This window comes from Aeromonas sp. 600479 (assembly GCF_049175515.1).
Classification (GTDB): Bacteria; Pseudomonadota; Gammaproteobacteria; order Enterobacterales; family Aeromonadaceae; genus Aeromonas; species Aeromonas veronii_A.
In genome coordinates this window covers 146,605-171,521 of the sequence record NZ_JAAKVF010000002.1, presented here as the reverse complement: position 1 = coordinate 171,521, position 24,917 = coordinate 146,605, and the positions used below count along the sequence as shown (strand labels likewise).

The 24,917-nt window shown below is 59.6% G+C and carries 15 protein-coding genes and 1 tRNA gene; 9 read left to right on the top strand and 7 right to left on the bottom strand.

What is annotated here, in order from left to right; all coding sequences use genetic code 11:
- Positions 1–48 precede the first annotated feature (48 nt).
- Positions 49–843 (top strand): LexA family transcriptional regulator, encoded by a 795-nt coding sequence (locus tag G5149_RS03445; protein WP_234781335.1) that lies wholly within the window; start codon positions 49–51, stop codon positions 841–843.
- 265 nt (positions 844–1,108) lie between these two features.
- Here G5149_RS03445 and G5149_RS03440 read toward each other — a convergent pair whose 3' ends face one another.
- Together G5149_RS03440 and G5149_RS03435 are read right to left on the bottom strand one after the other, a co-directional pair.
- A complete protein-coding gene (locus G5149_RS03440; protein WP_421211588.1) occupies positions 1,109–1,678 on the bottom strand; it encodes a hypothetical protein in 570 nt (189 codons plus the stop codon).
- Entirely contained in the window at positions 1,662–2,288 is a 627-nt protein-coding gene (locus tag G5149_RS03435) for a class I SAM-dependent methyltransferase (protein ID WP_337072601.1), read from the bottom strand. Before G5149_RS03435 ends, G5149_RS03440 begins: the two co-directional genes overlap by 17 nt.
- A gap of 325 nt (positions 2,289–2,613) precedes the next feature.
- On the opposite strand from G5149_RS03435, the gene G5149_RS03430 reads away from it, so the two are divergent.
- Positions 2,614–3,048, top strand: coding sequence for a hypothetical protein (locus tag G5149_RS03430; RefSeq protein ID WP_337072600.1), 435 nt, complete (start codon positions 2,614–2,616; stop codon positions 3,046–3,048).
- 479 nt (positions 3,049–3,527) lie between these two features.
- Entirely contained in the window at positions 3,528–7,718 is a 4,191-nt protein-coding gene (gene fdhF, locus G5149_RS03425) for a formate dehydrogenase subunit alpha (RefSeq protein WP_421211586.1), read from the top strand.
- A 157-nt stretch (positions 7,719–7,875) separates the two neighbouring features.
- On the opposite strand, the gene G5149_RS03420 is transcribed toward fdhF, so the two are convergent.
- Both G5149_RS03420 and G5149_RS03415 read right to left on the bottom strand, forming a co-directional pair.
- Positions 7,876–7,951, bottom strand: a tRNA-Thr gene (locus G5149_RS03420).
- 89 nt (positions 7,952–8,040) lie between these two features.
- The gene (locus G5149_RS03415; protein WP_058055799.1) at positions 8,041–8,781 is read right to left on the bottom strand and encodes a phosphatase; all 741 of its coding nucleotides are present in this window, start codon (positions 8,779–8,781) and stop codon (positions 8,041–8,043) included.
- 473 nt (positions 8,782–9,254) lie between these two features.
- Here G5149_RS03415 and G5149_RS03410 point away from each other — a divergent pair, with 473 nt between their 5' ends.
- The 5 genes from G5149_RS03410 to ruvC all read left to right on the top strand — a co-directional run bounded on the left by G5149_RS03410 (position 9,255) and on the right by ruvC (position 17,227).
- On the top strand, positions 9,255–9,908 hold the full coding sequence (locus tag G5149_RS03410) for a TetR/AcrR family transcriptional regulator (RefSeq protein WP_042020647.1): 654 nt from the start codon (positions 9,255–9,257) through the stop codon (positions 9,906–9,908).
- A 48-nt stretch (positions 9,909–9,956) separates the two neighbouring features.
- Positions 9,957–12,296 carry an acyl-CoA dehydrogenase gene (locus tag G5149_RS03405; protein WP_421211583.1) on the top strand — a complete coding sequence of 780 codons (2,340 nt, stop codon included), beginning with the start codon at positions 9,957–9,959 and terminating at the stop codon, positions 12,294–12,296.
- A gap of 166 nt (positions 12,297–12,462) precedes the next feature.
- Entirely contained in the window at positions 12,463–15,525 is a 3,063-nt protein-coding gene (locus G5149_RS03400; protein WP_421211581.1) for an efflux RND transporter permease subunit, read from the top strand.
- Positions 15,526–15,540: 15 nt separating this feature from the next.
- On the top strand, positions 15,541–16,590 hold the full coding sequence (locus tag G5149_RS03395; RefSeq protein WP_421211580.1) for an efflux RND transporter periplasmic adaptor subunit: 1,050 nt from the start codon (positions 15,541–15,543) through the stop codon (positions 16,588–16,590).
- A gap of 115 nt (positions 16,591–16,705) precedes the next feature.
- On the top strand, positions 16,706–17,227 hold the full coding sequence (gene ruvC / locus G5149_RS03390; protein WP_005334512.1) for a crossover junction endodeoxyribonuclease RuvC: 522 nt from the start codon (positions 16,706–16,708) through the stop codon (positions 17,225–17,227).
- A gap of 96 nt (positions 17,228–17,323) precedes the next feature.
- On the opposite strand, the gene G5149_RS03385 is transcribed toward ruvC, so the two are convergent.
- Positions 17,324–20,425 (bottom strand): hypothetical protein, encoded by a 3,102-nt coding sequence (locus G5149_RS03385; RefSeq protein WP_421211800.1) that lies wholly within the window; start codon positions 20,423–20,425, stop codon positions 17,324–17,326.
- A gap of 519 nt (positions 20,426–20,944) precedes the next feature.
- On the opposite strand from G5149_RS03385, the gene G5149_RS03380 reads away from it, so the two are divergent.
- A complete protein-coding gene (locus G5149_RS03380) occupies positions 20,945–21,877 on the top strand; it encodes a LysR family transcriptional regulator (RefSeq protein WP_236344613.1) in 933 nt (310 codons plus the stop codon).
- A 57-nt stretch (positions 21,878–21,934) separates the two neighbouring features.
- Here G5149_RS03380 and G5149_RS03375 read toward each other — a convergent pair whose 3' ends face one another.
- Positions 21,935–23,125, bottom strand: coding sequence for a MalY/PatB family protein (locus G5149_RS03375; RefSeq protein ID WP_376891929.1), 1,191 nt, complete (start codon positions 23,123–23,125; stop codon positions 21,935–21,937).
- Between the two features lie 87 nt (positions 23,126–23,212).
- On the bottom strand, positions 23,213–24,784 hold the full coding sequence (malX, locus tag G5149_RS03370) for a maltose/glucose-specific PTS transporter subunit IIBC (protein ID WP_323891429.1): 1,572 nt from the start codon (positions 24,782–24,784) through the stop codon (positions 23,213–23,215).
- Positions 24,785–24,917 lie beyond the last annotated feature (133 nt).

Genomic DNA, 24,917 nt, shown 5'->3' with positions numbered 1-24,917 from the left:
ATGTACGCATAATGAGATGCGCTTTTAACTGCTTGATTTAAAAGGGATATGATGGAATCGGAAAACGAGAACCAGATCGGAAATGCAGATCCGTTTCTTAGGAGTGGGATCGGATCCTTCCCTGAGCGTTTAACTGAGGTCATTGGTACCCAAAGCGTGCGCTCATTCGCAGAAGAGATCGGACTCTCAGAGGGCGCTGTCCGCACCTTTTTAAAAGGCCGCATTCCCAGAGCTGATGACGCTCTCGCCATCGCGCGGGCAAAAGGCGTGGATTTGGTTTGGTTGCTGTCAGGTAGCTCAGCCGATGAGCCAGCATCAGCAAATCCATCGACTCACACGCTCAACGAAGAATATAAAAAAGACAACAATATCAAGGTGATATCAGAGCCTTCTATTTGTTACAAATGGGAGGAGTTTGATGAAGAGTATGTGCTGATCGACGGCTACCACATCTCGGTGAGTGCCGGGCATGGCGCGTTTAATGATGACCATAGTGTTAAACGCAGGCTGGCGTTCCGCCGTAAGTGGCTCAAATACCGCCAGTTGAACCCAGATAACCTGGTAGTGGTGTTTGCCAAGGGGGACAGCATGGAGCCAACCATCCATTCTGGCGACTCTATCCTGGTGGATATAAGCCGCAACCAGATCCAGGATGGCGGCCTGTTCGTGCTTCGTCTGGGGGATGAACTCTATGCCAAGCGGCTGCAGAAGCGGGTTGATGGCGGGGTGAACATCATCAGCGACAATAAAACCGGATACGACACCCTGGCGGTTATGCCGAACGAGCTGGACTCGTTGAGCATCATTGGCAAGGTGGTTTGGCTCGGGCATGATTTTTTTTAACTGCGACTATCTGAAATTGTGATGTGGCCTCGCCAAGCTATTTGGCCGCTGCATTTAAACACCCGGTTAAACCACCAGTTCAAGGGTAAATCTCGTTTATCATTTCCGGCGCATTAAACACCATATTCATGCGCCGTCTTTCATTTTGGCGCCGCGCGCGCCTGGCACCTTCGGATCGCCTTCTAAGCCTTGTCAGCCTTGAGTTTGTCCCACGAATTCCCACTTACTTTCGGCTGCTCCCGGTTTTTTCATTCTCTGTGGTCGGTTACATAAGCTGTAACCAATGCTGTCGGGAGAGGGAGACCACCAGATCGTAAAAGCGGTGGAGACAGTAGAGAATGCCGGGGTTCAGGCAGATATGATCCGCGCCCCTTTGATGAGGATAAAGGTGGCACTCCTCTCGCCCACCCAGGATCTGCAGACGCCACAAGGGTCCCTCAACAAGGATCCGCCGAACTCGGGCAAGAAGAGGCCGCCAGGCGTCGTGACGACGCAGTGCAGTTACCGAGCGGACCCCCTCTTCACGCAGCCGGGACAACTCCGTCAGCATGATGGCCTGACGACCGCTGCTCTGTTTGAGCAAGGTGGCCGTTTCTCCCGTCGCCGAGTAGGGCAGACTGTGCTGCCAATAGAGCTCCACAAACTTGGTGGCCAGTTCGTCCAGCGTAATAGTGCGCGCAGCCATCAGCTCATGGGTCTCGGTACTGCGCTCAATTGCGATATCTGCAATCCCGTAAAGCAAGGCGCACTTGTAAGTGGCAACAAAATCGCCTTCGGTAAAGATGCGTTGCAGATAGGCAATAAAAGAGAGTTGCTGCTCAGGGGAAGCGTGCATGCTCGCCCCCAAGGATCAGACTCTGCCAACTCAACCCGCTACGCGCCAAGGCATCCCCCTGTGGTTCTGACACATGGAGAAGTGTCATCCCCTCCTCCAACGCAAGCCGCTCCACTTCATCGACAGCTACCGGGTACATGGCCCGCTCCCGCATATCCTGCTCCGATACAGTCAGACGAAGGCTCAGTACCAGATAACCATCTGGTGAGAGCAGCTCATGAAGACGTGCCAGCGCCAAGGGACGAGACTCCGGGGGGAGATGCATCCAGACTGCACTGAGCAAAACCAGATCAAAAGCGCCTGCCACACGAGAAAGTGCAGGCATAGCATCATTGACCCACTCCACTGCAACATCCTGGGTATGGCATTGTCCCAGCGAAGCGAGTGCCTGACTGGGTTCGACAGCGACCACACTGTGGCCCTGATGGAGCCCGGCTAAAAACGCGGCATCCCGACCACTGCCAGCCCCCACATCGAGCAACCGACGCGGCGCGGCCACGAGCAAAGGCTCCAGCAAGGTAAGCCAGTTGCAATGAACGGCGCGAGCAGATACCTGCTGGTAACGGGTCGCCAATTCGGTGGCGTGGCGCTGGTAGTAGTCGAGGGACACAATGCGTTCCAATCGGAAAATAAAGGGAAATAGTCTCACAAGATCAGTGGGTTGACTATGACAAGGACGACACTTTACAGACATGAACGATTAAGGGGGCAGAGGCATTTACAAAAACGGGATGCCAGCCAAAAGAAGCGCGGCCAGAGGGCTCTGAATGATGCCAGCGCTCAACATTTCGGGTAATATTCGTCCAACTCACTGATCTCTTGGCACTTATTATCGCCATGATAGGTCAGCGCCAGATGGAGATGGCTATTAATGAACTCGACTGATGTCGTGGCTCTGTTTGGGGATGACACGTACTATCGAAAGGCTGGTTCTCATGGCTCGCCACGATCATCGTAATCCCCATATTCCACTGATCGCCTCCCACTGCTACGTGCAGAGACCTAACGCAACCCGACCGGACAGACTACGCCGCTTCGCCATGATGGGTATGTCGCAACTGGTGTTGGGCTATGCCGGACGCAGTAGCGAGACTCATCGTATCCACCGCCTGCTCAGTCAGATAAAGGTTGGCGATGCCGTGCGTATCGCTCCCGATAAAAACAACAAGCTTCATGTGTATCACCAGAATCACGAAATAGCTCGCCTCTCCCTGCTCGGCGAAGAGACCTGGAAATTCGACATGAATAGCATCCGTGAAGCCCGAGTGATTGCTCTGGTGGAACGACGTAAAGAACAGGAGAAAGAAGAGTATCAACCCCAGATATGCAGCGAGCGCTGGGAGATCCCAATCATTGAGTTGGAGTTGTAACATCAGGTCTTAGTACAGCAAAACGGTGACCAGCGGCAGTTTTCATCAGATGGCCCATCCAGAGCCATATCTGTATTCATTTTGCCGATCGCAAGGTGCTGCCAGTTCGGCTATTTCCAATGTTGCTTGCTCCTCGCCACAAACCGAAACAAAAGTTGCATATTTTAGGATATCTCTCATCGTGCCATCATGAGCAAGATCCACATGACACACAGTTTATGGTTGCTTTAATGGCCATAAAATTGCAGGTAATACGATGTTTTAACTAGACATAGGTAGTCAAAATCCAGATCGTCCTCCACGGATATCACCACCAGTGAAATCGTTTTCTTTTTAGACAAATAACCTGAGTTAAATCAAATAAAGTTGCATATCATCTTTGGTATGGTGAAGTCATACCAAGCGGTCTTCTCTATCGCTTCCCTGCTGGCCCAGCCAGATGCAGCATTTTCTGCGCCTTGAAACCGAGTTATGACGCTATGATCACCATCACCCTCGATGGGGCTCAGTTGACGGTTAACCCGAACCAGACCCTGCTCCAGATAGCCAAACAGCACCAGATCGACATCCCCTCCCTGTGCGGTGACAACACCAGTGCCCCCAAGACGCCGTGCGATCTCTGCGTGGTCGAGATTGCCGGTCTCGGCATCCGGCGCGCCTGCGAGACGCGCCCCGAGGCAGGGATGGTGATCACGACCCAAAGCGATGTCCTGCGTGCGCACCGCCAGCAGGCGCTCGGCCGCATCCTCTCGGACCACTACGCCGATTGCGAAGCCCCCTGCCAGCGCGCCTGTCCGGCCGGGGTGGACATTCAATCCTATCTGCATCACATCGCCATAGGGGAGCACGAAGCGGCCATGGCCGTTATAAAACAGACCCTGCCGATGCCCCTCTCCATTGGCCGGGTCTGCCCCGCTTTTTGTGAAGCGGAGTGCCGCCGCGCGCTGGTGGATGAGCCGCTGGCCATTCGTCAGCTCAAGCGCCATGCCGCCGATCTCGATCTGGCAGAGGTTGCCCCCTATCAACCGGCAAAGAAGCCCGCCAAGGGCAAGCGGGTTGCCATTATCGGCAGCGGCCCGGGCGGCCTCACCTGCGGTTACTATCTGGGTTACGAGGGATTCGAGGTCGATCTGTTCGAGGCAATGCCAGAAGCGGGTGGCTGGCTGCGCTACGGCATCCCCGAATACCGGCTGCCCAAGGCGATCCTCGATCAGGAGATTGCGCTGATGTGCCAGAGTGGCATGCGGATCCACACCAGGCAGCGACTGGGCCACCAGATCACTCTCTCGGCGCTGTGCCGCGACTATGATGCGGTCTGTCTGGCGGTTGGAGCTTCCAAGGCGGTACCGATGGATTACCCGGGCAGCACCCTGGCCGGTTGTTATCTTGGGGTCGATTACCTCAAGGATCAGATGCTCACCAAGCGGCTCACCACTGGCAAGAAGGTTGCGGTGATCGGGGGTGGTAATACCGCCATTGACTGCGCCCGCACGGCGGTCAGGCTGGGGGCTGAAACCACCCTTATCTATCGCCGCACCCGCGCCGAGATGCCCGCCGAAGCCTACGAGATCGACGAGGCGGAGCACGAAGGGGTGCGCTTTTTGATGCTCACCAATCCGGTAGAAAATCTGGCCGATGAGGCTGGTCGCGTCTGTCAGGTGCGCCTCGAGAAGATGGCCCTCGGCGAGCCGGACGCCTCCGGTCGCCGCCGCCCGGAGCCAACCGGCGAGTACCTCATTGAAGAGTTTGATACCGTGATTGCGGCAGTGTCGCAGCAGCCGGATCTCAGCTTTATGGAAGGGGAATCCCTCACCCTCCCCTTCACCCGCTGGCAGACACTGGAATCCCACCCCGAGACCATGCACAGCGGCCACGGCAACCTGTTCGCCATCGGCGATCTGCGCCGCGGGCCTGCCACCGCCATCGAGGCGGTTGCCGATGGTCGCAAGGCCGCGCTGGCCATCGACCAGTTCCTCCACGGTGACATGATCGATCCGGTTCGCCCCTTCAACGCCTGCAAGGCCCCCAAACTCAAGCTGGTCGATCCCGCTCAGTTTGCTCACCTGAAAAAAGTCGCCCGCACCATCATGCCCCATCTGGCAGAGCAGGATCGCGAGGGCAGCTTTGCCGAGGTGGAGCGTGGTTTGAGTGATGCCGATGCCCGCAGCGAAGCCAGCCGCTGCCTCGAGTGCGGCTGTCAGGCCAACACCGATTGCGCACTGCGCGACTACGCCACCGAATACAAGGTCGACCAGAGCGCTCTCGATACCAGCCAGTGCCAGAAGTTTGCAGTGGATAACAGCAGCGAATTTATTGTCTTTGATGCCAACCGCTGCATCGGCTGTGGCCAGTGCGTGCAGACCTGTGGTGAGCAAGCGGTGCAGGGGGTGCTGAGCTTTCCCAAGAACAGCGATGGCACCTTATCGAACCGGCCGCAGTTCGACACGGGACTCTCGATGGGCGACTCCCACTGCGTGCAGTGCGGCGCCTGTGTACAGGTCTGCCCCACCGGCGCCCTGGTGGATGCCCGCGACAAGTCACAGGGGCGCACAGAACTGCTCACGCCGGTCAATACCATCTGCACCTACTGCGGGGTCGGCTGCGGCGTCACCCTCTACGTCGATGAGGCGCGCAACCGCATCCGCTATGTGGAGGGGAATCGCAACTCGCCGGTCAATCAGGGGCTGCTCTGCGTCAAGGGACGCTTCGGCTTTGACTTTATCCAGAGCGAGGAGCGCCTCACCACCCCGCTCATCCGCAAGGATGGCGAGCTGGTGCCCGCCAGCTGGCAGGAGGCCATCGCCCTGGTGGCCGAGCGTTTCACCGCCCTGCGCCAGCGCTATGGCAGCGATGCACTGGCGGGCTTCTCGTCGGCCAAAACCACCAACGAAGAGAACTACCTGTTCCAGAAGTTCATGCGCCGTGAGCTGGGCACCAACAACGTGGATCACTGCGCGCGGCTCTGCCACGCCTCCACCGTTACCGGGCTGGAGGCGTCGCTAGGCAGTGGCGCCATGACCAACGACATCCCGAGCATTGATCACTCGGATCTGATCTTCATCATCGGCTCCGACACCTCGGCGGCCCACCCCATCATCGGCTCCCATATCAAGCGGGCCGTCATCACGGGCAAGGCGCGGCTGGTAGTGGCCGATCCCAAGCGGATCGAGATGGCGGACCACGCCAGCCTCTATCTGGCTCACCGACCCGGCACCGACGTGATGCTGCTCAACGGCCTGATGCAGCAGATCATCCAGCACGGCTGGCACGACAAGGCCTATATCGCCGCACGAGTAGAAGGGTTCGAAGCGCTGCAAGCGGAGGTGCTCTCCCCCGCTTATGCACCGGACAAGGTAGCCCTCGTCACCGGCGTACCGGCCGAGCAGGTGATCGAGCTCGCTAGCCTCATCGGCACCGCCGAGCGTACCGCCATCTACTACTCCATGGGGATCACCCAGCACACGACCGGCCACGACAACGTGCGAGCCATCGCCAACCTGCAACTGCTGTGCGGCAACATCGGTATCGAAGGGGGCGGCATCAACCCGCTGCGGGGCCAATCCAACGTGCAGGGCGCCTGTGACATGGGGGCGCTACCCAACTGCCTGCCCGGCTATCAGAAGGTGGCCAACCCCGAGGTGCATGCCCGCTTCGCAGCCGCCTGGCAGCAACCAGACTTGCCGCGTGCACCCGGCCTCACCCTCACCGAAACCATAGATGCCGCCTGCGCGGGCAGCATCAAGGGGCTCTATGTGATGGGGGAAAACCCGGTGCTGAGCGATCCGGATCAACACCACGTCATCGAAGGGCTCAAGCAGCTGGAGTTTCTGGTGGTGCAGGATATCTTCCTCTCGGAAACCGCCCAGCTCGCCGATGTGGTGCTCCCCTCCTGCTCCTTTGCCGAGAAGAGTGGCCACTTCACCAACACAGAGCGGCGGGTGCAGCGCATCTCCCCTGCCCTCAAGGCGCCGGGTGAGGCGCGGGAGGATTGGTGGATCATCCAGCAGATCGCCAACGCCATGGGCGGCGACTGGCGCTATCAACACCCGCAGGAGATCACCGCCGAGATCTGCCGGGTCACCCCGCAATACGCCGGCATCCAGTGGGACAAGGTGGGAGCACAAGGGCTACAGTGGCCCTGCAACGATGCGGCGCCCGAAGGCACTCGCCTGCTCCATGGCAAGCAGTTCACCCGTGGCAAGGGGGAGATGGTCGCCACCCCGTTCCGCTATGCAGCCGAACTGCCCGACGAGACCTATCCCATCGTGCTCACCACCGGCCGCCTGCTGGAGCAGTTCCACACCGGCACCATGACCCGCAAGACCAAGGGGCTCGACAAGCTGGCTGGCCCGCGGGTGATGATGAGTGTGGCGGATGCGCAGCGGTTGGGCATCAGCAACAGCGAGCGGGTGAAAGTCACCAGCCGCCGCGGCCATATCAAACTCCCCGCCTTCGTCACCAAACGGATGCAGCCGGGCGTGGTCTTTATCCCGTTCCACTTCGCCGAAGCCCCAGCCAACCGGCTCACCATCAATGCCACCGACCCCCACGCCAAGATCCCCGAATTCAAGGTGGCAGCGGTGCGCATCGACAAGCTGGAATCCCCGTCGCAAGCTGGAGATCTATCCATGCAGAAGGAGCCAGCCAAGCCAGACATCGAGGTTGCCTGAGGGGAATAGCAAAACCTGAGTAGCCGCCTGCCGGGAGAGTTGGCCCGCAGGCCTTCATCCTTGGTATTGCGATAGCAAAAGAGGGGTATGAGAAGGGGCTACCAACCAAAATGTACAAAGGGTTAGCTTCGCCCAGAAGCTAACCCTTTGTTTTATATGGTGCCGATAAGGGGAATCGAACTCCTGACCTTCGCATTACGAATGCGCTGCTCTACCAACTGAGCTATACCGGCTTGTTGCCAGTCAGATTCATGAAAAATGGCTGGCGTGTCAATCGAGCCAACTCAATTTTATGAGTTGGCTCATGGTGTTAGCGCCCGATTTATAGATCGGCAAACTCCGGGATATGGGCGCGGCCGCGGCTCTCGAGGAAATCGAGCAGGGCCCGGGGGGAGCGCACCAGGATCCGCTCCAGCGGAAAGCCCGCTTCGGTCACCAGACGGTGGCAATGGTCAAAATCGCCGAGGCTGAAAGCGACGTGAGAATCGGAGCCGAAAGTAAGGTAAGCACCCAGATCTCGCGCGGCTTCAACGATGGCGCGGCAGTTGCCTTCGCTACCCGGACGTGAGTGAATGAAGGAGGAGTTGTTGATCTCCAGCGCCACCCGATAGTCCGCAGCCGCCTTGACCACCGCCTGAATGTCGATGGGAAATGAGGGGTTGCCCGGGTGGCTGATCATATCGACCCGGCCGCTCTTGATGGCGTTGATCATCGCCTGGGTATGGGTTGCCTGATCGCAGGGAGGGAATACCTGCTCATGAAAACCCGCCATGATCATGTCGAGGCGCGACTCATAGCGCTCTGGGAAATCGATCTCCCCGTCGAGGTTTTTGATGTTGGCCTCGATACCCCGCAGGATCCCCACCCCGTCCACCACTCTTGGCAATATCGGCAAGTTGGCAAAATGCCAGACATGAGGGGCATCGGCCATCTCGGGGCCGTGATCCGTGGTGGCGAACAGCTTGATCCCCTTGGCTCTGGCGATGGGCAGATAGTCGTGGATGGTGCTGTAGGCGTGGGTGCTGGCAATGGTGTGAGTGTGGGTATCGACCGGGTACTTCATCTTCTCTCCCCTCATATTTTGAAGGGGCAGCATAACAAAGTAGGGGGAATTGGGCCACGCCGGCACTTGCCACACTTTGTCACAAAATACCGAGGAACTGACATAGTCTAAGCCGGACTGACTGGCATACTGGCTCCCGTCGATACATGCCTGAACTCGCATCGACAGTTTGCCGTCAGGATGATGCAAACTCACTTTCCCCACCGTCGCTCCCCGCGGCGGTTTTTTTTGCCTGTTTGTTACCCTCTGCCACCGTCAACCGGGCAAAAAAATGCCCAACTAGCAAGAAGCAGGTTGGGCGAGACTTAATGTTTAATTGCAGTGGCATAGATATAGAGTCTCGCGCTGTGGAGTTAGTTCCGACCTTTTTGCGCTTTTTCATAAAAAACATTCTGATAACACCAGCTCACAATCTCTTGACACCTCGCGATATGAAACGTACTTTTTAAACATTCGTTTAAGTGAGGTGTCCAGTGAGTAAAATCGATACCAAAAACCGTATTCTCGACGCCGCTGAAGTGCTGTTTGCCGAGCGGGGATTCGCCGATACCTCTTTGCGTCTGATCACCAGCGAGGCCGACGTCAATCTGGCGTCGGTGAACTATCACTTCGGCTCCAAGAAGGAGCTGATCCAGGCGGTGCTCGACCGCTATCTGAGCCTGTTTATGCCGGATCTTGATGCGCGCCTGCGGGTACTGATGGAGCAGGAACAGCTGACCCTGCTGCAACTGTTTGAAAGCTTTGTCGAACCGCTGATGAAGCTCTCGGCGGTGCGGGCCAACGGCCCGGCCATCTTCATGCAGTTGCTGGGACGCGGCTATATCGACAGCCAGGGCCACCTGCGCCGCTTTATCACCGCCCACTACGGCCCCATTCTGATGCGGATCACCCAGGCCATTTCCAAGGCCAATCCGGCCCTGTCGCCAGCGGATCTCTTCTGGCGCCTGCACTTCACCCTGGGCACCGTCGTATTCACCATGGCCTCCGCCGATGCCCTGCGCGACATCGCCCTGGCCGACTTTGGCCAGCAGCTCGATGTGGAAGGGCTGGTGCGCAACGTTATTCCTTATCTGGCGTCCGGAGTCGGGGCGCCCGTGGAGTCGACCAGGCTCTCCCTGGCCGTGTAACAACCAACAATAAATCAACGGAAACAGTGAAATAGAAGGAACTTCGGTATGATCACATTGCTTGTCCTGCTGGTGCTGGCGATAGCCGTTGTGCTCGGCGTACCCTCCATCCGTAAAAAGGTGGTAACCCGTCCGGTGTTCGGCATCTTCAAAAAGATATTGCCGCCCTTGTCAGCCACCGAGCGGGAGGCCATGGAAGCCGGCTCCGTCTGGTGGGATGGCGAGTTGTTTCGCGGCAACCCCGACTGGAAAAAACTGCACGGCTACGGCAAGGCCGAGCTGACCGCGGAGGAGCAGGCCTTTATCGACAATCAGGTCGAAACCCTGCTCGCCATGGTTGATGACTTCAAGATCGTCAACGAAACCAAAGACCTGCCGGAACCGGTGTGGGACTATCTGAAGAAGGAAGGCTTCTTCTCCCTGATCATCCCGAAATCCTATGGCGGCCGCGAGTTCTCGGCGATTGCCAACTCCACCATCGTCACCCGCATCGCCACCAAGAGCTTGAGCGTGGCGGTCACCGTCATGGTGCCCAACTCCCTCGGCCCGGGCGAGCTGCTGATGCACTATGGCACCCAGGCCCAGAAAGATTTCTGGCTGCCGGGGCTGGCCAGTGGCAAAGAGGTGCCCTGCTTCGCCCTGACCGGTCCGGAAGCGGGCTCCGATGCCGGCGCCATTCCTGACAAGGGGATCGTCTGCAAGGGGATGCACAAGGGTGAAGAGGTGCTGGGTATTCGCCTCAACTGGAACAAGCGCTACATCACCCTGGCGCCACGAGCCACCGTGCTGGGGCTGGCGTTCAAACTCTATGACCCGGAAAAGCTGCTGGGTGACAAGGAAGAGCTCGGTATCACCTGCGCGCTTATCCCCACCAGCCACCCGGGTGTGCGCGTTGGCGATCGCCACTACCCCATGGGTCTGGCGTTCATGAACGGTCCGACTTTCGGTAAGGATGTGTTCATTCCGCTCGACTGGATCATCGGCGGCCCGGATTACGCCGGTCGCGGCTGGCGTATGCTGGTGGAGTGCCTCTCCGCCGGTCGCGGCATCTCGCTGCCTGCTCTGGGCACCGCTTGCGGTCACATGGCGAGCCGCACCGTGGGCGCCTACTCCTATGTGCGCAAGCAGTTCGGCATGTCCATCGGCAAGTTTGAAGGTGTTCAAGAGGCGCTGGCCCGTATCGGCGGCCTCACCTATCAGCTGGAAGGGGCCCGTCGCATGACCGCCGGTTCCCTGGACCTGGGTCAGGCGCCGGCCATCGTCACTGCGATTTCCAAGTACCACATGACCGAGATGGCGCGCCAGATCATGGATGACTCCATGGACATCCACGCCGGTCGTGCCATCCAGCTGGGCCCGAAAAACTACACCGGCTACGCCTACATGGGGATTCCGGTCGCCATCACGGTGGAAGGGGCCAACATCCTGACCCGCAACCTGATGATCTTCGGGCAAGGGGCCACCCGCTGCCACCCGTACGTCTTTGCCGAGCTGGAAGCGGCGGCTGATACCGACGTGGAGCGCGGTCTCGAGAAGTTTGACACCCTGCTGATGAAACACATCGCCTTTGGCGCCGGCAACTTCTTCGGTTCCCTGTTCCAGGGGTTGACTCTGGGTCAATTCAACAGCGCGCCGGTGGCCGGCGAAACCGCCCGTTACTACAAGCAGTTGTCTCGCATGAGTAAAGGACTGGCACTGTGCGCCGACGTCTCCATGCTGATGCTGGGTGGCGATCTCAAGCGCAAGGAGATGATCTCCGCCCGTCTGGGTGACGTGCTGAGCCACCTCTATCTGGCCTCCGCCACCCTCAAGCACTACGAGGATCAGGGCCGTATGGTCTCCGATCTGCCGTTCGTGCAGTACGCGGTGGAGCGCAACCTCTACCTGATTGGCAAGGCGTTCGAGGGCTTCTTCCAGAACTTCCCGAACAAGGTGGTGGGTGCCGTACTCAAGCGCGTGGTGTTCCCGTTTGGCGTGGGTTACAAGATGCCGGCCGACGATCGCTGCCACGCCATCTGTCTGGCCATGATGAAACCGGGCGAGTTCCGCGACCGTCTGACCGCCCTCTGCTACGTCGGCAAGGACGAGGCGGACCCGGTCGGTCTGATGGAGCGCGCCTTCCAGGCCATGGTCGCCGTGCAGCCCTACGAGAAGAAACTGGTGCAGGCCCAGAAAGAGGGCAAACTGCCCCGCAAACTGGCCCTGCCGGAGCTGGTTGCCGCTGCGCTGGCCGGTTCCATCCTGAGCAAGGACGAGGCAGACAAGCTGCTGGCCGCCGATGCCCTGCGCTACGAAGCGATCCAGGTAGACAACTTCGCTCCGGGCGAGCTGGAAGGCTTCTCCCAGCAACCAAGCAAGCAGCCAAACAAGGTCGAGCACGCCGCCTGATCCCTTGGCAAACCAGTACCAAACCGGCCCTCGTGGCCGGTTTTTTGTTTGTTAACCATGCATTTACAAGCTAGGAGAATTCCAGTTAAATGCTTGAGTCCCTGTTGCAGGGGCTTTGGAAGCAAGGCCAGCGGAATGGCCGATAACAACAACTCAGGAAGAGTGAATGAACCTCGCCAAAACGGCGATCGAACGCCCCATCTGGGTGGCGGTCTCGATCGTACTTATTTTCCTGCTGGGCCTGCTCAGTATCCGGGGACTGCCGATCCAGCTGTTCCCCGACATCGACCGTCCACACCTCAACATCTCAGTGAGCTGGCGTTCAGCCTCGCCCCAGGAGATGGAGTCGGAGATCACCGACCCCATCGAACAGGAGATGCAGGGGGTGCAAGGGCTCAAGAGCCTTGTCAGCAACAGCTATCCCGGCTTTACCGAAATCGACATGGAGTTTGCTCTCGGCACAGACATGCAACGGGCCCAACTCGACGTGATTTCGCGACTGAACCGGGTCTCGGGATTGCCGGACAAGATCGGCGGCCCCTACGTCAACAACTACAGCAGCAACGATACCCTCACCTTTTTCTTCATCCAGCAGCTGCCCGGTGCCAAGGGGGTGATCGATGATCATCAGGCGTTGATCGAGGCGCGGGTCAAACCCGAGCTGGAGCGCATCGAAGGGGTCTCGACGGTCGCAGTCGAGGGGATCAACGAGCGCCAGATCCAGATCCGCTTCGACCCCTACCGCGCCGCCGAGCTGGGAGTGGAGATCCCGGTACTGGCCAGCCGCGCCACCACCGGCTGGGACGTGTCGGCCGGTACCCTCGACATCGGTCGCTGGGAGTACAAGCTGCGCTTCGCCGGTCGTTACGATGTCGAGACGCTGGGGGACAAGGTGGTGGACTGGCGCAATGGCCTACCCATCTATCTGCGGGATGTAGCAGAAGTAAGGGTGGCCCGGGAAGAGAACCCGGTGCTACGGATCCAGAACGGCAATACCGCCATCGCCGCCCAGATCTTCAAGGAGAGCGGCGCCAATGCCCTGGCCTCCCTTGAGGCGATCAAGGCTCGGGTGAACGAGCTCAACCGCGAGGTGCTGGAGCCGGTCGGGCTGCACATGGAGCAGTCATTCGATGCCTCCCTCTATATCAATCGCGCCGTCAGCATGGTCACTGCCAACCTGGGGCTCGGGGTGCTGCTCTCCTGCGCCATCCTCTGGCTCTTCCTGCGCCAGCTCAAGGCGACCCTGATGATTGCCCTCGCCATCCCCATCAGTATCATGCTCACCTTCTGCCTGCTCAAGGTGATGGATCGCACCCTCAACATCATCTCGCTGGCGGGCATCGCCTTTGCCGTCGGCATGGTGCTCGACGCCGCCATCGTGGTGCTGGAGAGTATCTACCGGCGCCACGAGCGGGGGGATTTGAGCAAGGCGGAGGCGGCGCTCGAAGGTACCCGTCAGGTGTGGACGGCGCTGGTGGCATCCACCCTCACCACGGTCGCCATCTTCCTGCCGGTGCTGCTGCTCAACGATGTGGAGGGCCAACTGTTTGCCGATCTGGCGCTCACCATCGCCTGCGCCGTGACGGTCTCCATGCTGGTCGCCGTCATCGTGCTGCCTGCGGTGGCGGCGCGCTGGATGGGACATGAAACGCTGACCGACCCCTATGCGTCGCTGTGGCAGCGCACCACCCGTCACGTGATTCGCTGGACCTCGACCTCACGCCAGCGCTGGACGGTCATCACCCTGATGATGAGTCTGCCGGTACTGGCCACCTGGGCGCTGCTGCCCAAGATGGACTATCTGCCAGACGTAAAACGGGACGCGGTGGATGTCTGGATGAACTTCACCCCCGGGGTCAACCTCAAGGCCCAGCGCGAAGAGGTGATCGATACCCTGATCGCCCGCCTCGCCCCCTACATGAAGGGGGAGAAAGAGCCTGCCCTCAAGAACTACTACATCTTGCGCTACCCGGGGGGCGCCCAGATTGGCGTGCGCCCCAAAGACGAAAACCGCATCAAGGAGCTGGAGAGCCTGTTGATGAAACAGCTGCTGGTGGGTATTCCCGACACCAGGGTGTTCGGCGGTCAGGGGTCGCTGTTTGGCGGCTTTGACAGCGAGAACGGCGTCTCCCTGCTGCTGCAGGGGGGTAACCTGCCCGAGCTCTATCAGGCGGCCCGTGCCAGCATGGGGATCCTCAGCAAGGACCTGCCGGGAGCACAGATCCGGCCCGAACCGAGTCTCGACTTCACCGCCCCCGAGCTCAAACTGGTGCCGCAAGATCGGCGCCTCGCCGAAGTGGGCTGGGATCGCACGCCCCTGCCCACCATCATCCAGACCTTTGGCGACGGCTTGCGGGTTGGCGAGTATTTCGACGGCGAAGATCGGCTCGACATCATGCTGATGGGGCAGAGCTCCGCCAATCCGGATGAACTGAAGGCAGTACCGCTGGCCACCCCCTCCGGGCGCATCGTCCCCCTTGGCGAACTGCTGCGGGTAGAGCACGACATGGGCCCGGCCAGTATCTTCCGGGCCGATGGGCGGCGCAGCATCAGCCTGCAGATAGCGCCTCCGGCGGGCATGACCATGGAGCAGGTGCTCGACACCCTGAAAAACCGCAGTTTTGCCGCCATCCGCCCCCTGCTGCCCGCTGGTGGCGAGCTGCGCATTGCCGGCAACGCCGACAGCCTGCAACAGGCGCTCGACAATCTGGGGACCATCTTCCTGTTCGCCGTGGTGATCCTGCTGGTGCTGCTGTGGGGAGTGTTTGCCTCCCTCAAGGATGCCCTGCTGGTGCTGCTCACCCTGCCCCTTGCCTCGGTTGGCGGCGTACTGGCACTGCAACTGAGCGGGCTGCTGGTGCCGCTGCCGATGGATCTGCTCACCATCATCGGCTTTGTCATCCTGCTGGGACTGGTGGTCAACAACGCCATCCTGTTGGTGCATCAGACCCGCACCGCCGAGCGGGACGGCATGAGTCGCCAGCTGGCGGTGGCCGATGCCCTGCAAAGCCGGATGCGTCCCATCGCCATGACCAGCCTCACCAGCATCTTCGGCATGCTGCCGCTGATGCTGAGCCCGAGCGAGGGGAGCGAAATATACCGCGGGCTCGCCACCGTCATTGTCGGCGGCATGAGTTGCAGCACCCTGTTTACCCTGATCCTGTTGCCTGCCTTCCTGCGTCTCGGGGAGCAGGTGGCGCTCCCACAACCCCTGCGCCAGCGGGCCTGAGCAAGGAGCTCATCGATGAAACATATGATTACCCGAATGTTGGCTGGCGCGGTGCTGATTGCAGGCAGTGCGCTACCGGTATTGGCCGATCAGGGCAAGATGGTCACCCTGGCGGATGTGACCCAAGGGGAAGCGGCCGCCAATATCTGGGTCAGCGGCACGGTGGCGAGTCGCCAGCAGGCGGCGCTCAGCGCCGAAGTGAGCGGCCGGGTGGAGTGGATCGCCGAATTTGGCAGCCGGGTCAAAAAAGGGGACGAGCTGTTGCGCCTCGACAGCGCGGCATTGCGCCTCTCGCTGGAGCAGGCTCGCGCCGAGCAGGCGAAATGGCAGAGCAACTTGCGCTTCGCCCGCGCCGAATCCCAGCGGATCACCCGGCTACACCAGCAAAAGAGCGCCTCCCAAAGCCAGTACGACAAGGCCAGTTATGATGTGGAGCAGGCCGCGCTGGCCGAGCGGCTGGCCGCCATACAGGTGAACCAGATTGAAGAACAGCTGCGCCGCAGCCACATCTATGCCCCGTTCGACGGGGTGGTGAACAACCACTTCATCCAGCCCGGCGAGCATGTGGACGCGGGCGAGCAGGCGCTGGAGCTGGTCAACCCGGATCAGCCGGATATCCGCCTGCAGGCCCCCATCCTCTGGGCCCAACAGCTGGCGCCGCAAACCCGGCTGCGGGTGGAGGGGGAGCAGCTGAGCGGTCACGGCGTCTATTACCAGCGAGCCGCCAGCGCCGATCCCAAGTCACGCCTCATCGAGCTGCGCCTCAAACCGGAAGCGGGCACCTTCATCATCGGCTCGCCGGTACGGGTTGCCCTGCCACTGGGGGATCAGCAGAGCATGCTGCTGCCCAGGGACGCTCTGGTGCTCGGCACCGATGGCAGCGTGGTCTATCAGGTGGCGCGAAGCGGCAAGGCGCTCAAGGTAAATCGGGTGCCGGTCACCGTGCTGTTTGGCAACAGCCAGCAAGTTGCGGTGAGCGGCGCCCTCAAGCAGGGGGATCGGGTGGTGGTGCGTGGCGCAGGCAGCCTGCAGGATGGCGACACCATAGCGCTGTTCAAGGGCTAACCAGGCCCGACGCAAGCTGGCCAATCTTTGCCCGCTTGACCCAGGACATACAGCCAAACGGGCCACAGTTTGCTATCTTGGCGGCCATCACTCGCGTTTAGAGCAATCAACACCCATGAGCATTATTTTGGGCATCGATCCGGGTTCGCGGATCACCGGATACGGGGTTATCCGGGTCGTGGGCGGCAAGGCCGAATACTTGGGCTCTGGCTGCATCCGCACCGATTGCGGCGAGCTGCCGGAGCGCCTCAAGCAGGTTTATGACGGGGTATGCGAGATCATCACCCAGTTCAAACCCACCGAGTTTGCTATCGAGCGGGTCTTTATGGCCCGCAACGCCGACTCGGCCCTGAAACTGGGGCAGGCCCGGGGCAGCGCCATCGTCGCCGCGGTCAACGCCTATCTGCCGGTGAGCGAATACTCTGCTACCCAGATCAAGCAGGCAGTGGTGGGCACTGGCGGTGCCGCCAAGGAGCAGGTGCAGCATATGGTGACCCATCTGCTGAAACTCTCCGCCACCCCGCAGGCGGATGCGGCGGATGCCCTCGGCGTCGCGCTCTGCCACCTGCACACCCGCCAGAGCCTGATCAAGATGGCCGGCCGCGCCAGCAGCTCGGTACGTGGCCGCTATCGCTGAGCCCCTGCCCACCCAGACGACTCGTCTCGGTATCACCAAATAAAAAACCGCCCCGGACCTCCGGGGCGGTTTTGCTTGGCCGTTTTGTTTGGCTACCTAGCGAGCCGAGACGGTGATGCTGGCGAGATCGATCAGATTGACCGCCCCCTTTTGACCGCCTGCATCGTTGTAGGTGTCGTTCGCCTTCAGGTAACTCATGTTGTAAAAATCGCTCACCCGAATGTCATACTCTCCGGCGGGCAGATCCACCACGAACGGCGTCGAGTCACGCAACGGTTTGAGGTCGCCCTCTTTCATCACATGGGGCATCTGCACCATGCCGCTGGCGACAACCTTGCCACCACCAAGCACCGAGATCCGTTTCACCCCGTTGGTCACCCCCAGATTGATGGCATGCTGGGCATTGCTGTATTGCAAACGAATAGTACGCTTGCCATCCAGCTTGACCCCCTGCACCAGCAGGCTGTCGTCGGGGCGGCCCCAATCCTTGAGGTAAGGGACGGGAATGGCCCCATCGGCGGCGCTCACGCTGCCGGTATGGGAGACGTTGGCCCCATCGATGGCGATATGTTGCAGCGCAGGCTGATAGCAAACCGGCTTGGCATGATGGGAGCGGTTGCCAGACTCCGGATAGACCGCCTCGGCACTGTAGCAATAGGCCTGGCCCGGCTGTAACACCATGTCGTCGACCCAGCTGGTCGCCCGATCCAGCCCGGAGGCCACCTGCTTGCCATCCCGATAGATGTTGTAGCTGAGCGCCCCCTTGTTGACACTATCCTGCAGGGCAACAACCAGCTTGCCACTCTGCTCGCTAACCCCGAGCAGGGTCGGCTCGGTCGGTGCAAACACCTGCCGGTTCTCGACATCCAGCGGCGCCACATTCTTGATCAGGCGGATCTCCTGATCATCAGCCACGGCGGCACCGAGCGTCACCTCAATCCGGTTGCCAGGGGCCAGCATATTTTCACTTATCTGCTCCCCCACCGGAACGCCATTGAGCGTCACGCTCTGCACCGGATAGTAACTGCCCTCCCCGCCCAGCTCCGGCAGTTGCAGCACTATGTCAATCTGCTTGCTACGATAGTTCAATCCCTTGAGTGCAGCCTCGGGCTTGGCCCCCATCAGCTTGTGCAAGTGAGCGGTGACAAACGGCTTGATCCGGATCCCCCCCTCTTGCACCTTGTAGCCGAAGGTGGTGTCGGTCACCATGCCAAGGTAGCCCCCGACAGACCAGAGCTGGCGCTGGGAGTTGATCACCGGTCCCGTCAAATCGGGATGGGTCAGATCCATCAGGGAGGGCTGGCCGGAGAGCCACTCGAGGTTCTCCATGTTGGAGAGGTTCAGCGCGGCACCGCGCATCAGGGAGTCGATATGATGATCGACCACGGCAACGTTCTGCACCATGGCCGCCGCCTTCAGCCCGTAGGCGGAGACAAAGGGCCAAATGGCGCGGTTATGGTAAACCGGCATATCGGGTTGCTGCGGGAAGTAGACCGGCGCGCCATAAGGGCCCATGGGATAGCGACTGATGATCTCTTTGGCCTGCGCCTCATCGGCAACACCGGCCAGAATGGCGAGGGATTCCCCCAATAGATCGAACTTGTAGGCCGGGCTCTGATCGGTACTGGTGTTGATCAGGCTGGCATACATCTTCTCGTCCGCCAGCCAGAAAGCACGATTGATCGCCAGCTTCAGATCCCCCGCCCAATGGTTATAGCGGATCGCCAGCTCATCTTGCCCCAGCTCGCCCGCCACCCGCGCGGCCAGCAGCAACCCCTGATAGTGGGTCACGTTGGTGGAGAGAGATTTGCTGATGCCGATGTGGGCGATATCGGCGGTGATCCACTTGGCATAGGTCTGGTCGCGCCAATCGAGGAAGGATTGCTCGCCGACATAGAGACCATCTGCGTTATCGAAGGCGGCCAGACGATCACTCTCTATGGTGTTGCTCAACCCTTCAAAGACCTCGGGCAAGAACGCACTGCGCTCGGCATCAGGCAGGGCGGCCAGCACCCGCTCGGCCCCCAGGGCCCAGCTCATGCGGTCGGTACTGATGGGCCAGCTGCCCCCGGTACCGGTATCCTGAATGATCTGGCGTCCTTGCGGGATCAAGCTGTCCAGATCGCTTGTCAGCTCGGCTCTGAAATCAGAGAGCTTGAAGCGCAGGGAGTTGCGCGCACGCATGGGCTCAAGCGCCCCCAGCCCCAGATCGGTGGCGTAGGAGAGATCCCGCGTCCATACGTAATGCCACTTGGCGCCGGTTTCAAAACAGTCGCACGGGATCGCCTGCCCCCCGTTGTAACTGCCATCCTTGACCTGAGCCACGCTGTTCTGGCGCATCTCGTGAGCGGCCAGTGCAAACAGGGCATCAAATACCATGTTGCCGGAGCGCAAGCGGGGCAGATCGGACAGCTCCTGATAGGTGGTAAAGTTCTCGCCCGGATCACGCAACTCCTGAGTGGTCGACTGCGCATAGCTGCGATACTCGTCACTGACCTGTTTGACCGAGAAGGTGGCCGTCTCCGTCACCCCGGGCTTATAAGTCTCATACTCGCGCTTCTCGATCAGCTCATGCCCTTCATGGGGATTGATCATGCCAAGGTCTCCCTCTCCGGCGACGCTAACCTGCAACAGGGGGGCATTCTCATCCTGGCTGGCATCCAGCAGGAACTTGTAATACCCCTCCTGCTCTACCCGCACTGTTGCCAGCTGGCACTGGGCATCGCAGCGCTGCATCTTGACTGGGTTGTTCAATGAAATGGCACCATTGAGCCCAAACCCGATCCCCTCCTGCGCGGAGGCAATCTTTATCTTGTGCTCACCCGTCGTCAGCTTGGCCACCATCACATACTGCTTGTCCCCCTGATAGATCATCTGCAGCACGGGCGCCAGATTGCCATCAATCCCTCTCAGGTAGAGACTCTCGCTGTAATTGGGATCATCACGCACCATGGAGAACTCGATGGCCGGTGCAGCCAGATCGGCATTGGTCACCTTGACCTGAATGTCGAGCAGCCCCTTTTCCGTCACCACCAGACGGTTGTTCTGCCCGTTGTTCTGGTAGTACATGGGGTAGGCCTGACCGGGGAAGATGCTGGTCTCCTTGCGGGAGTCCGCAGAAAAATCGGGATATTTGGTCCACTCGGGGCCGGCCACTTTGAAGGGAGACATTCCAGAGTTCATCTTCAGGTTGTCCAGACGATAGACGCCCTCCTTGAAGGTCAGTTTGAACTTCTCCTCACGACCCCAGCCGCTGAATTCACCGACCAGATAGAGATCAAAATTCCAGGGCGCTTTCACCTCGGGTTTGACCCCGTTATCGTTACCGCTGGATGCGCTGTCGTTACAACCGGACAAAAGAACCCCGCCGCAGCATAACGCCACGGATAAAGCCAATGGACGAATTTTCATATATTCCCTTCGTTACTTTTTTGTTTTGTTATTGATACAGCATTGAGTAAAACTGTTTTTGTCAGTTTACGTGGTCAGCATTCGCCAGAAAAATAGATCATGTCACCATCGACATAGATAACATCTATAACCAGATGAAATTACGTGATCCCCAGCACCAAACCGGCTATCAGGCGGTAAAAATGTATTGAAAACAACGTGAAGGGAGCCACATAAAATAGCCTGTCAGCGAAGAGGATTATTTGACAGCCCATGGTGATTACACTAGCTTGGCGCACCACCCGCCCATGACCGGACGCCATATTTGTGGACAAGCATCTAAGACAATTTATTGCAGTAGCCACCCACAAAAATGTCAGTCTGGCCGCCAGGCAAATGGGACTCAGCCAGCCGACGCTGACACACAACATGAAAAAACTTGAGGAGAGTCTGGGCACAACCTTGCTGGTCAGACATGCCAGCGGCGTGACGCTCACCGCCGCCGGAGAGCTGCTTCTGGAGCAGGCGCGCGTAATGCAGCGGATCTACGATGATACCCTCAGGCAACTGGCCAGCCTGCACGAGCGAGCCGCGCGGCCACTAAACGTGGGCACCGGACATGCGTGGTGGCAACCGGTATTGCAACCTGTCACCGCCCGTTATCAGCAAGCCAATCCATCCTGCGCCATTAACATTGAAGTCGGCAACCATCTGCGCCTGCTCGATCTGCTGCTCGGCAATCATATCGATCTGTTTCTCGGACATGAGATTCACGGGCTGGCCAAAAATTACAGCCTGATATTTATTCCGCTTTTTATTTCTCACGATGGGGTATTTGTCAGAGCGGGCCATCCCCTCACAGGGAAAATATGCAGCAAGCAGGATCTGGTTGATTATCCCAGCCTGCTGGTGACCCCGGATGAGGATAAATATCTTCATCTGGTCGAGGACTTGGCGCGCAAAAAACAGGAACGCGCCGCCATGAAACTGAATGATAAAATCATTTATAGCAGCAACTCCTTGCTCACTAGCATTGATATTATCAATAGCAGCAATGCTGTCATGCCATATCCGGTGAGCATGGCCAGTTATTTTTCCAGATTCGGCATCGGCACGCTGCAAATGAGCGAAGAGTACAACAAGGGGACGATCGGAATTTATATTCCCCGCGAGAAGATTGATGATCCTCACATTCAGATGTTGTGTCAGGACATTCAGGCTCAGGTCGCTTGCAATAGCCCCTTAATTGCCACCTTCTGAACCAGCGGCAACCGGGCTGGATGAATCAACAGCTCATCCAGCCAGATGTACCAATCCTTACACCAGCTCCCCCAGCGCGCCGATCAGAGCGTCGAGCCCCTGATCGACCTTTGAACGCGGGCAGCCGACATTGAGTCGGATATAGCCTGTGCCTTCCGGGCCGTAGGTGTCGCCGCGCATGATGGCGACCCGGTATTTCTCCACCAGCAAAGTTTGCAGCGCATCCATCCGTTCGGGGGAGTCGATGCCAAGGCCACGCAGATCAATCCAGGCGAGATAGGTTCCCTCGGGCACCCGATAGTCGATGGCGGGGAAAGCCGCGTTGAGCCGCGCCGCCACATGGGCGAGATTGCCGTGCAGGTAGGATTTGAGCGCATCGAGCCAGCCAGCGCCATCGCGATAGGCGCTGATATGGGCCAGCACCCCGAGAATGGGCGGCGATGAGAGGCCGTGGGCCGCCTTGAGCCGTTGCAGATAGGCGGCGCGCGCCTCGGCGTTGGCGATAAAGGCATAGGCGCCGCCAAGGGCGGGAATATTGAAGGATTTGGAGCCCGAGCTAACCAGCGCCCAGTGATCGTCCGGCGCCACCTCGCTCCACGGCAGGTAGCGAGCAAAGCTCATATCCATATGGATGTCGTCCGAGATGACCTTGACCCCATGGCGCTGGCAGATAGCGGCCATCCGGCCGAGTTCATCCCGCGTCCAGACCCGGCCGGTGGGGTTGTGGGGGCTGCAGAGCAGCAAAATCCGGCAATCGGAGCGGGCCGCTTGCTGCTCGAAACATTGCCAGTCGATCTGGTAACTCCCCTCTGTTTTTTTGAGCGGACAGGGCAGCAGCACCCTGTCGTTGGCAGCCAGCATATTGCCGAAGGCGTCGTAGGCGGGGGTATGCACCAGCACCCCTTCCCCCGGCGCCGACCAGAGGCTCACCAGCTGGGCAATCACATAGATGACCGAGGGGCCGTACACCAGCGTCTCGGGGTCGAGGCTCGCCCCGTAGCGGTGGGCAAACCAGTTGCTCACCGCCCCCTTGAAGTCGTCGTGATTCCAGCGGCTGTAGCCAAATACCCCGTGCTCAAGTCGGGTTGCCAACGTCTGGCGAATGCAGGGGGCGGTCTCGAAATCCATGTCGGAGATGGTAAAGGGGAGCAGGTCGGCATGGCCAAAACGGTCGGCTACATAGTCCCACTGAGTGCAGTAGGTGCCGTGGCGGTCGACCACATGGTCGAAGTCATAAATATCGTGCATGAAGTTTCTCCCTCCATAAACAGGAGACATATTGGGAGAGGCAAACAAGGGGGGCTTGCGCCCCCCGTTCGGTTCTTATTGGCCGGTTCAGGCCCCCATCAGGCTCTGCAGCTGGTTTTTCACCAGATGCACCTGCGGGCCGATCACCACCTGCAGGTTGTGCTCGTCGAGCTTGATCACCCCGATGGCGCCGTTTGCTTTCAATACCTTGTCATCGACCCGGCTCATGTCCTGCACCGACATCCGCAGGCGGGTGATGCAGTTATCGAGCGCCAAGATGTTATCGGCGCCGCCCAGGGCGTTAAGGATGATTTCACCGTTGTAACCGCTGTTGCCAGCCTTCTTGCCCGCGGGCTGGGCAGCCTCGCTGGTTTCGATTTCGCGGCCGGGGGTTTTCAGGTTAAAGCGCACGATGGCGAAGCGGAACACGCTGTAGTAGATGGCAAACCAGATCGCAGCCGCGACCGGCACCAGATACCACTTGGTGGCGGCGCCTTGCAGCACGCCGAACACCAGAAAATCGATCAGGTTGCCGTCGGTGTTGCCGATGGTGACGCCGAGCAGCCCCATGGTCATAAAGCCCAGACCCGTCAGGATGGCGTGAATGACGTAGAGCACCGGCGCCACGAACAGGAACAGGAACTCCAGCGGCTCTGTGATGCCACCGATGACGCAGGCCACCACGCCGGAAACCAGCAGCGCCTTGATCTTGCCGCGATTTTCCGGGCGCGCGCAGTGATACATGGCGAGCGCCGCACCCGGCAGGCCGCCGAGGAAGGCAGGCATCTTGCCCTGAGAGAGGAAGGAGGTGGCAGAGACCGAGAAGCCGGAAGTGTCAGCGCAGGAGAGCTCGGCGTAGAAGATATTGAGGGCGCCGCTCACCTCGTGACCGCATACCAGCTGGGTGCCGCCCGCCTCGGTAAAGCGGATAAGCGCCACCAGAATGTGGTGCAGACCGAGCGGCAGCAGCAGACGCTCACCGGTACCGAACAGGAAGGGGCCGAAGGGACCGGCGTGGGAGATGAGCGCCCCGATGCCGTTGATACCGGCAGCAAACCAGGGCCAGACGAACGGCACGACCAGACCGACCACACCCAGCACCAGCGCGGTGATGATGGGCACGAAGCGGGCACCGCCGAAGAAGGCGAGCGCATCGGGCATCTTGTAGGTGTAGAAACGGGCGTGCAACTTGGCGACGATCACCCCGACGATGATGGCCCCCAGAATACCGGTGTCGATGGAGCTGATGCCGAGGATCGATTTCACCCCGTAGGCCTTCTCCGCCGCCGCGTCACCGATGACGTTGGCCACGGTCAGGTAGAAGTTGATGGAGAGGTTGAGCGCCGCATAGCCGACGAAACCGGCAAAGGCTGCGACCCCCTTCTCTTCCCGCGCCAGCCCGAGCGGAATGGCCACCGCAAACATCACCGGCAGGTAGATAAAGGCCACCAGCCCCACCTTGGTCATCCAGAGGAACAGCAGTTGCAGCACGGTATTGTCGAGGAAGGGCATGCTCTGCTTGACCGCGTCGCTGGTGAGCGAGCTGCCGACACCGAGCAGGATGCCCGAGAAGGCCAGCAGGGCGACCGGCAACATAAAGGTCTTGCCGAGGCTCTGCAGGAACTCCCAGATGGTGGATTTGGCTTGAGGCTTGGCCATGAAACGGCTCCTTGTGAATAGACAGCAATATCTGCGGCGGCCCTCCCCCGCTCGAGGCAATCTCGAAGCAAAAGGCGCGGGTCAGCATCAGGTTTTGCTGGATGATAAAACGTTTTATCAGCTTGCAAGTGCC

Coding starts and splice junctions, on each gene's coding strand:
- G5149_RS03445 (WP_234781335.1), top strand. CDS start 49: ATGATGGAATCGGAAAACGAGAACCAGATCGGAAATGCAGATCCGTTT.
- G5149_RS03440 (WP_421211588.1), bottom strand. CDS start 1,678: ATGCACGCTTCCCCTGAGCAGCAACTCTCTTTTATTGCCTATCTGCAA.
- G5149_RS03430 (WP_337072600.1), top strand. CDS start 2,614: ATGGCTCGCCACGATCATCGTAATCCCCATATTCCACTGATCGCCTCC.
- fdhF (WP_421211586.1), top strand. CDS start 3,528: ATGATCACCATCACCCTCGATGGGGCTCAGTTGACGGTTAACCCGAAC.
- G5149_RS03415 (WP_058055799.1), bottom strand. CDS start 8,781: ATGAAGTACCCGGTCGATACCCACACTCACACCATTGCCAGCACCCAC.
- G5149_RS03405 (WP_421211583.1), top strand. CDS start 9,957: ATGATCACATTGCTTGTCCTGCTGGTGCTGGCGATAGCCGTTGTGCTC.
- G5149_RS03400 (WP_421211581.1), top strand. CDS start 12,463: ATGAACCTCGCCAAAACGGCGATCGAACGCCCCATCTGGGTGGCGGTC.
- G5149_RS03395 (WP_421211580.1), top strand. CDS start 15,541: ATGAAACATATGATTACCCGAATGTTGGCTGGCGCGGTGCTGATTGCA.
- ruvC (WP_005334512.1), top strand. CDS start 16,706: ATGAGCATTATTTTGGGCATCGATCCGGGTTCGCGGATCACCGGATAC.
- G5149_RS03375 (WP_376891929.1), bottom strand. CDS start 23,125: ATGCACGATATTTATGACTTCGACCATGTGGTCGACCGCCACGGCACC.
- malX (WP_323891429.1), bottom strand. CDS start 24,784: ATGGCCAAGCCTCAAGCCAAATCCACCATCTGGGAGTTCCTGCAGAGC.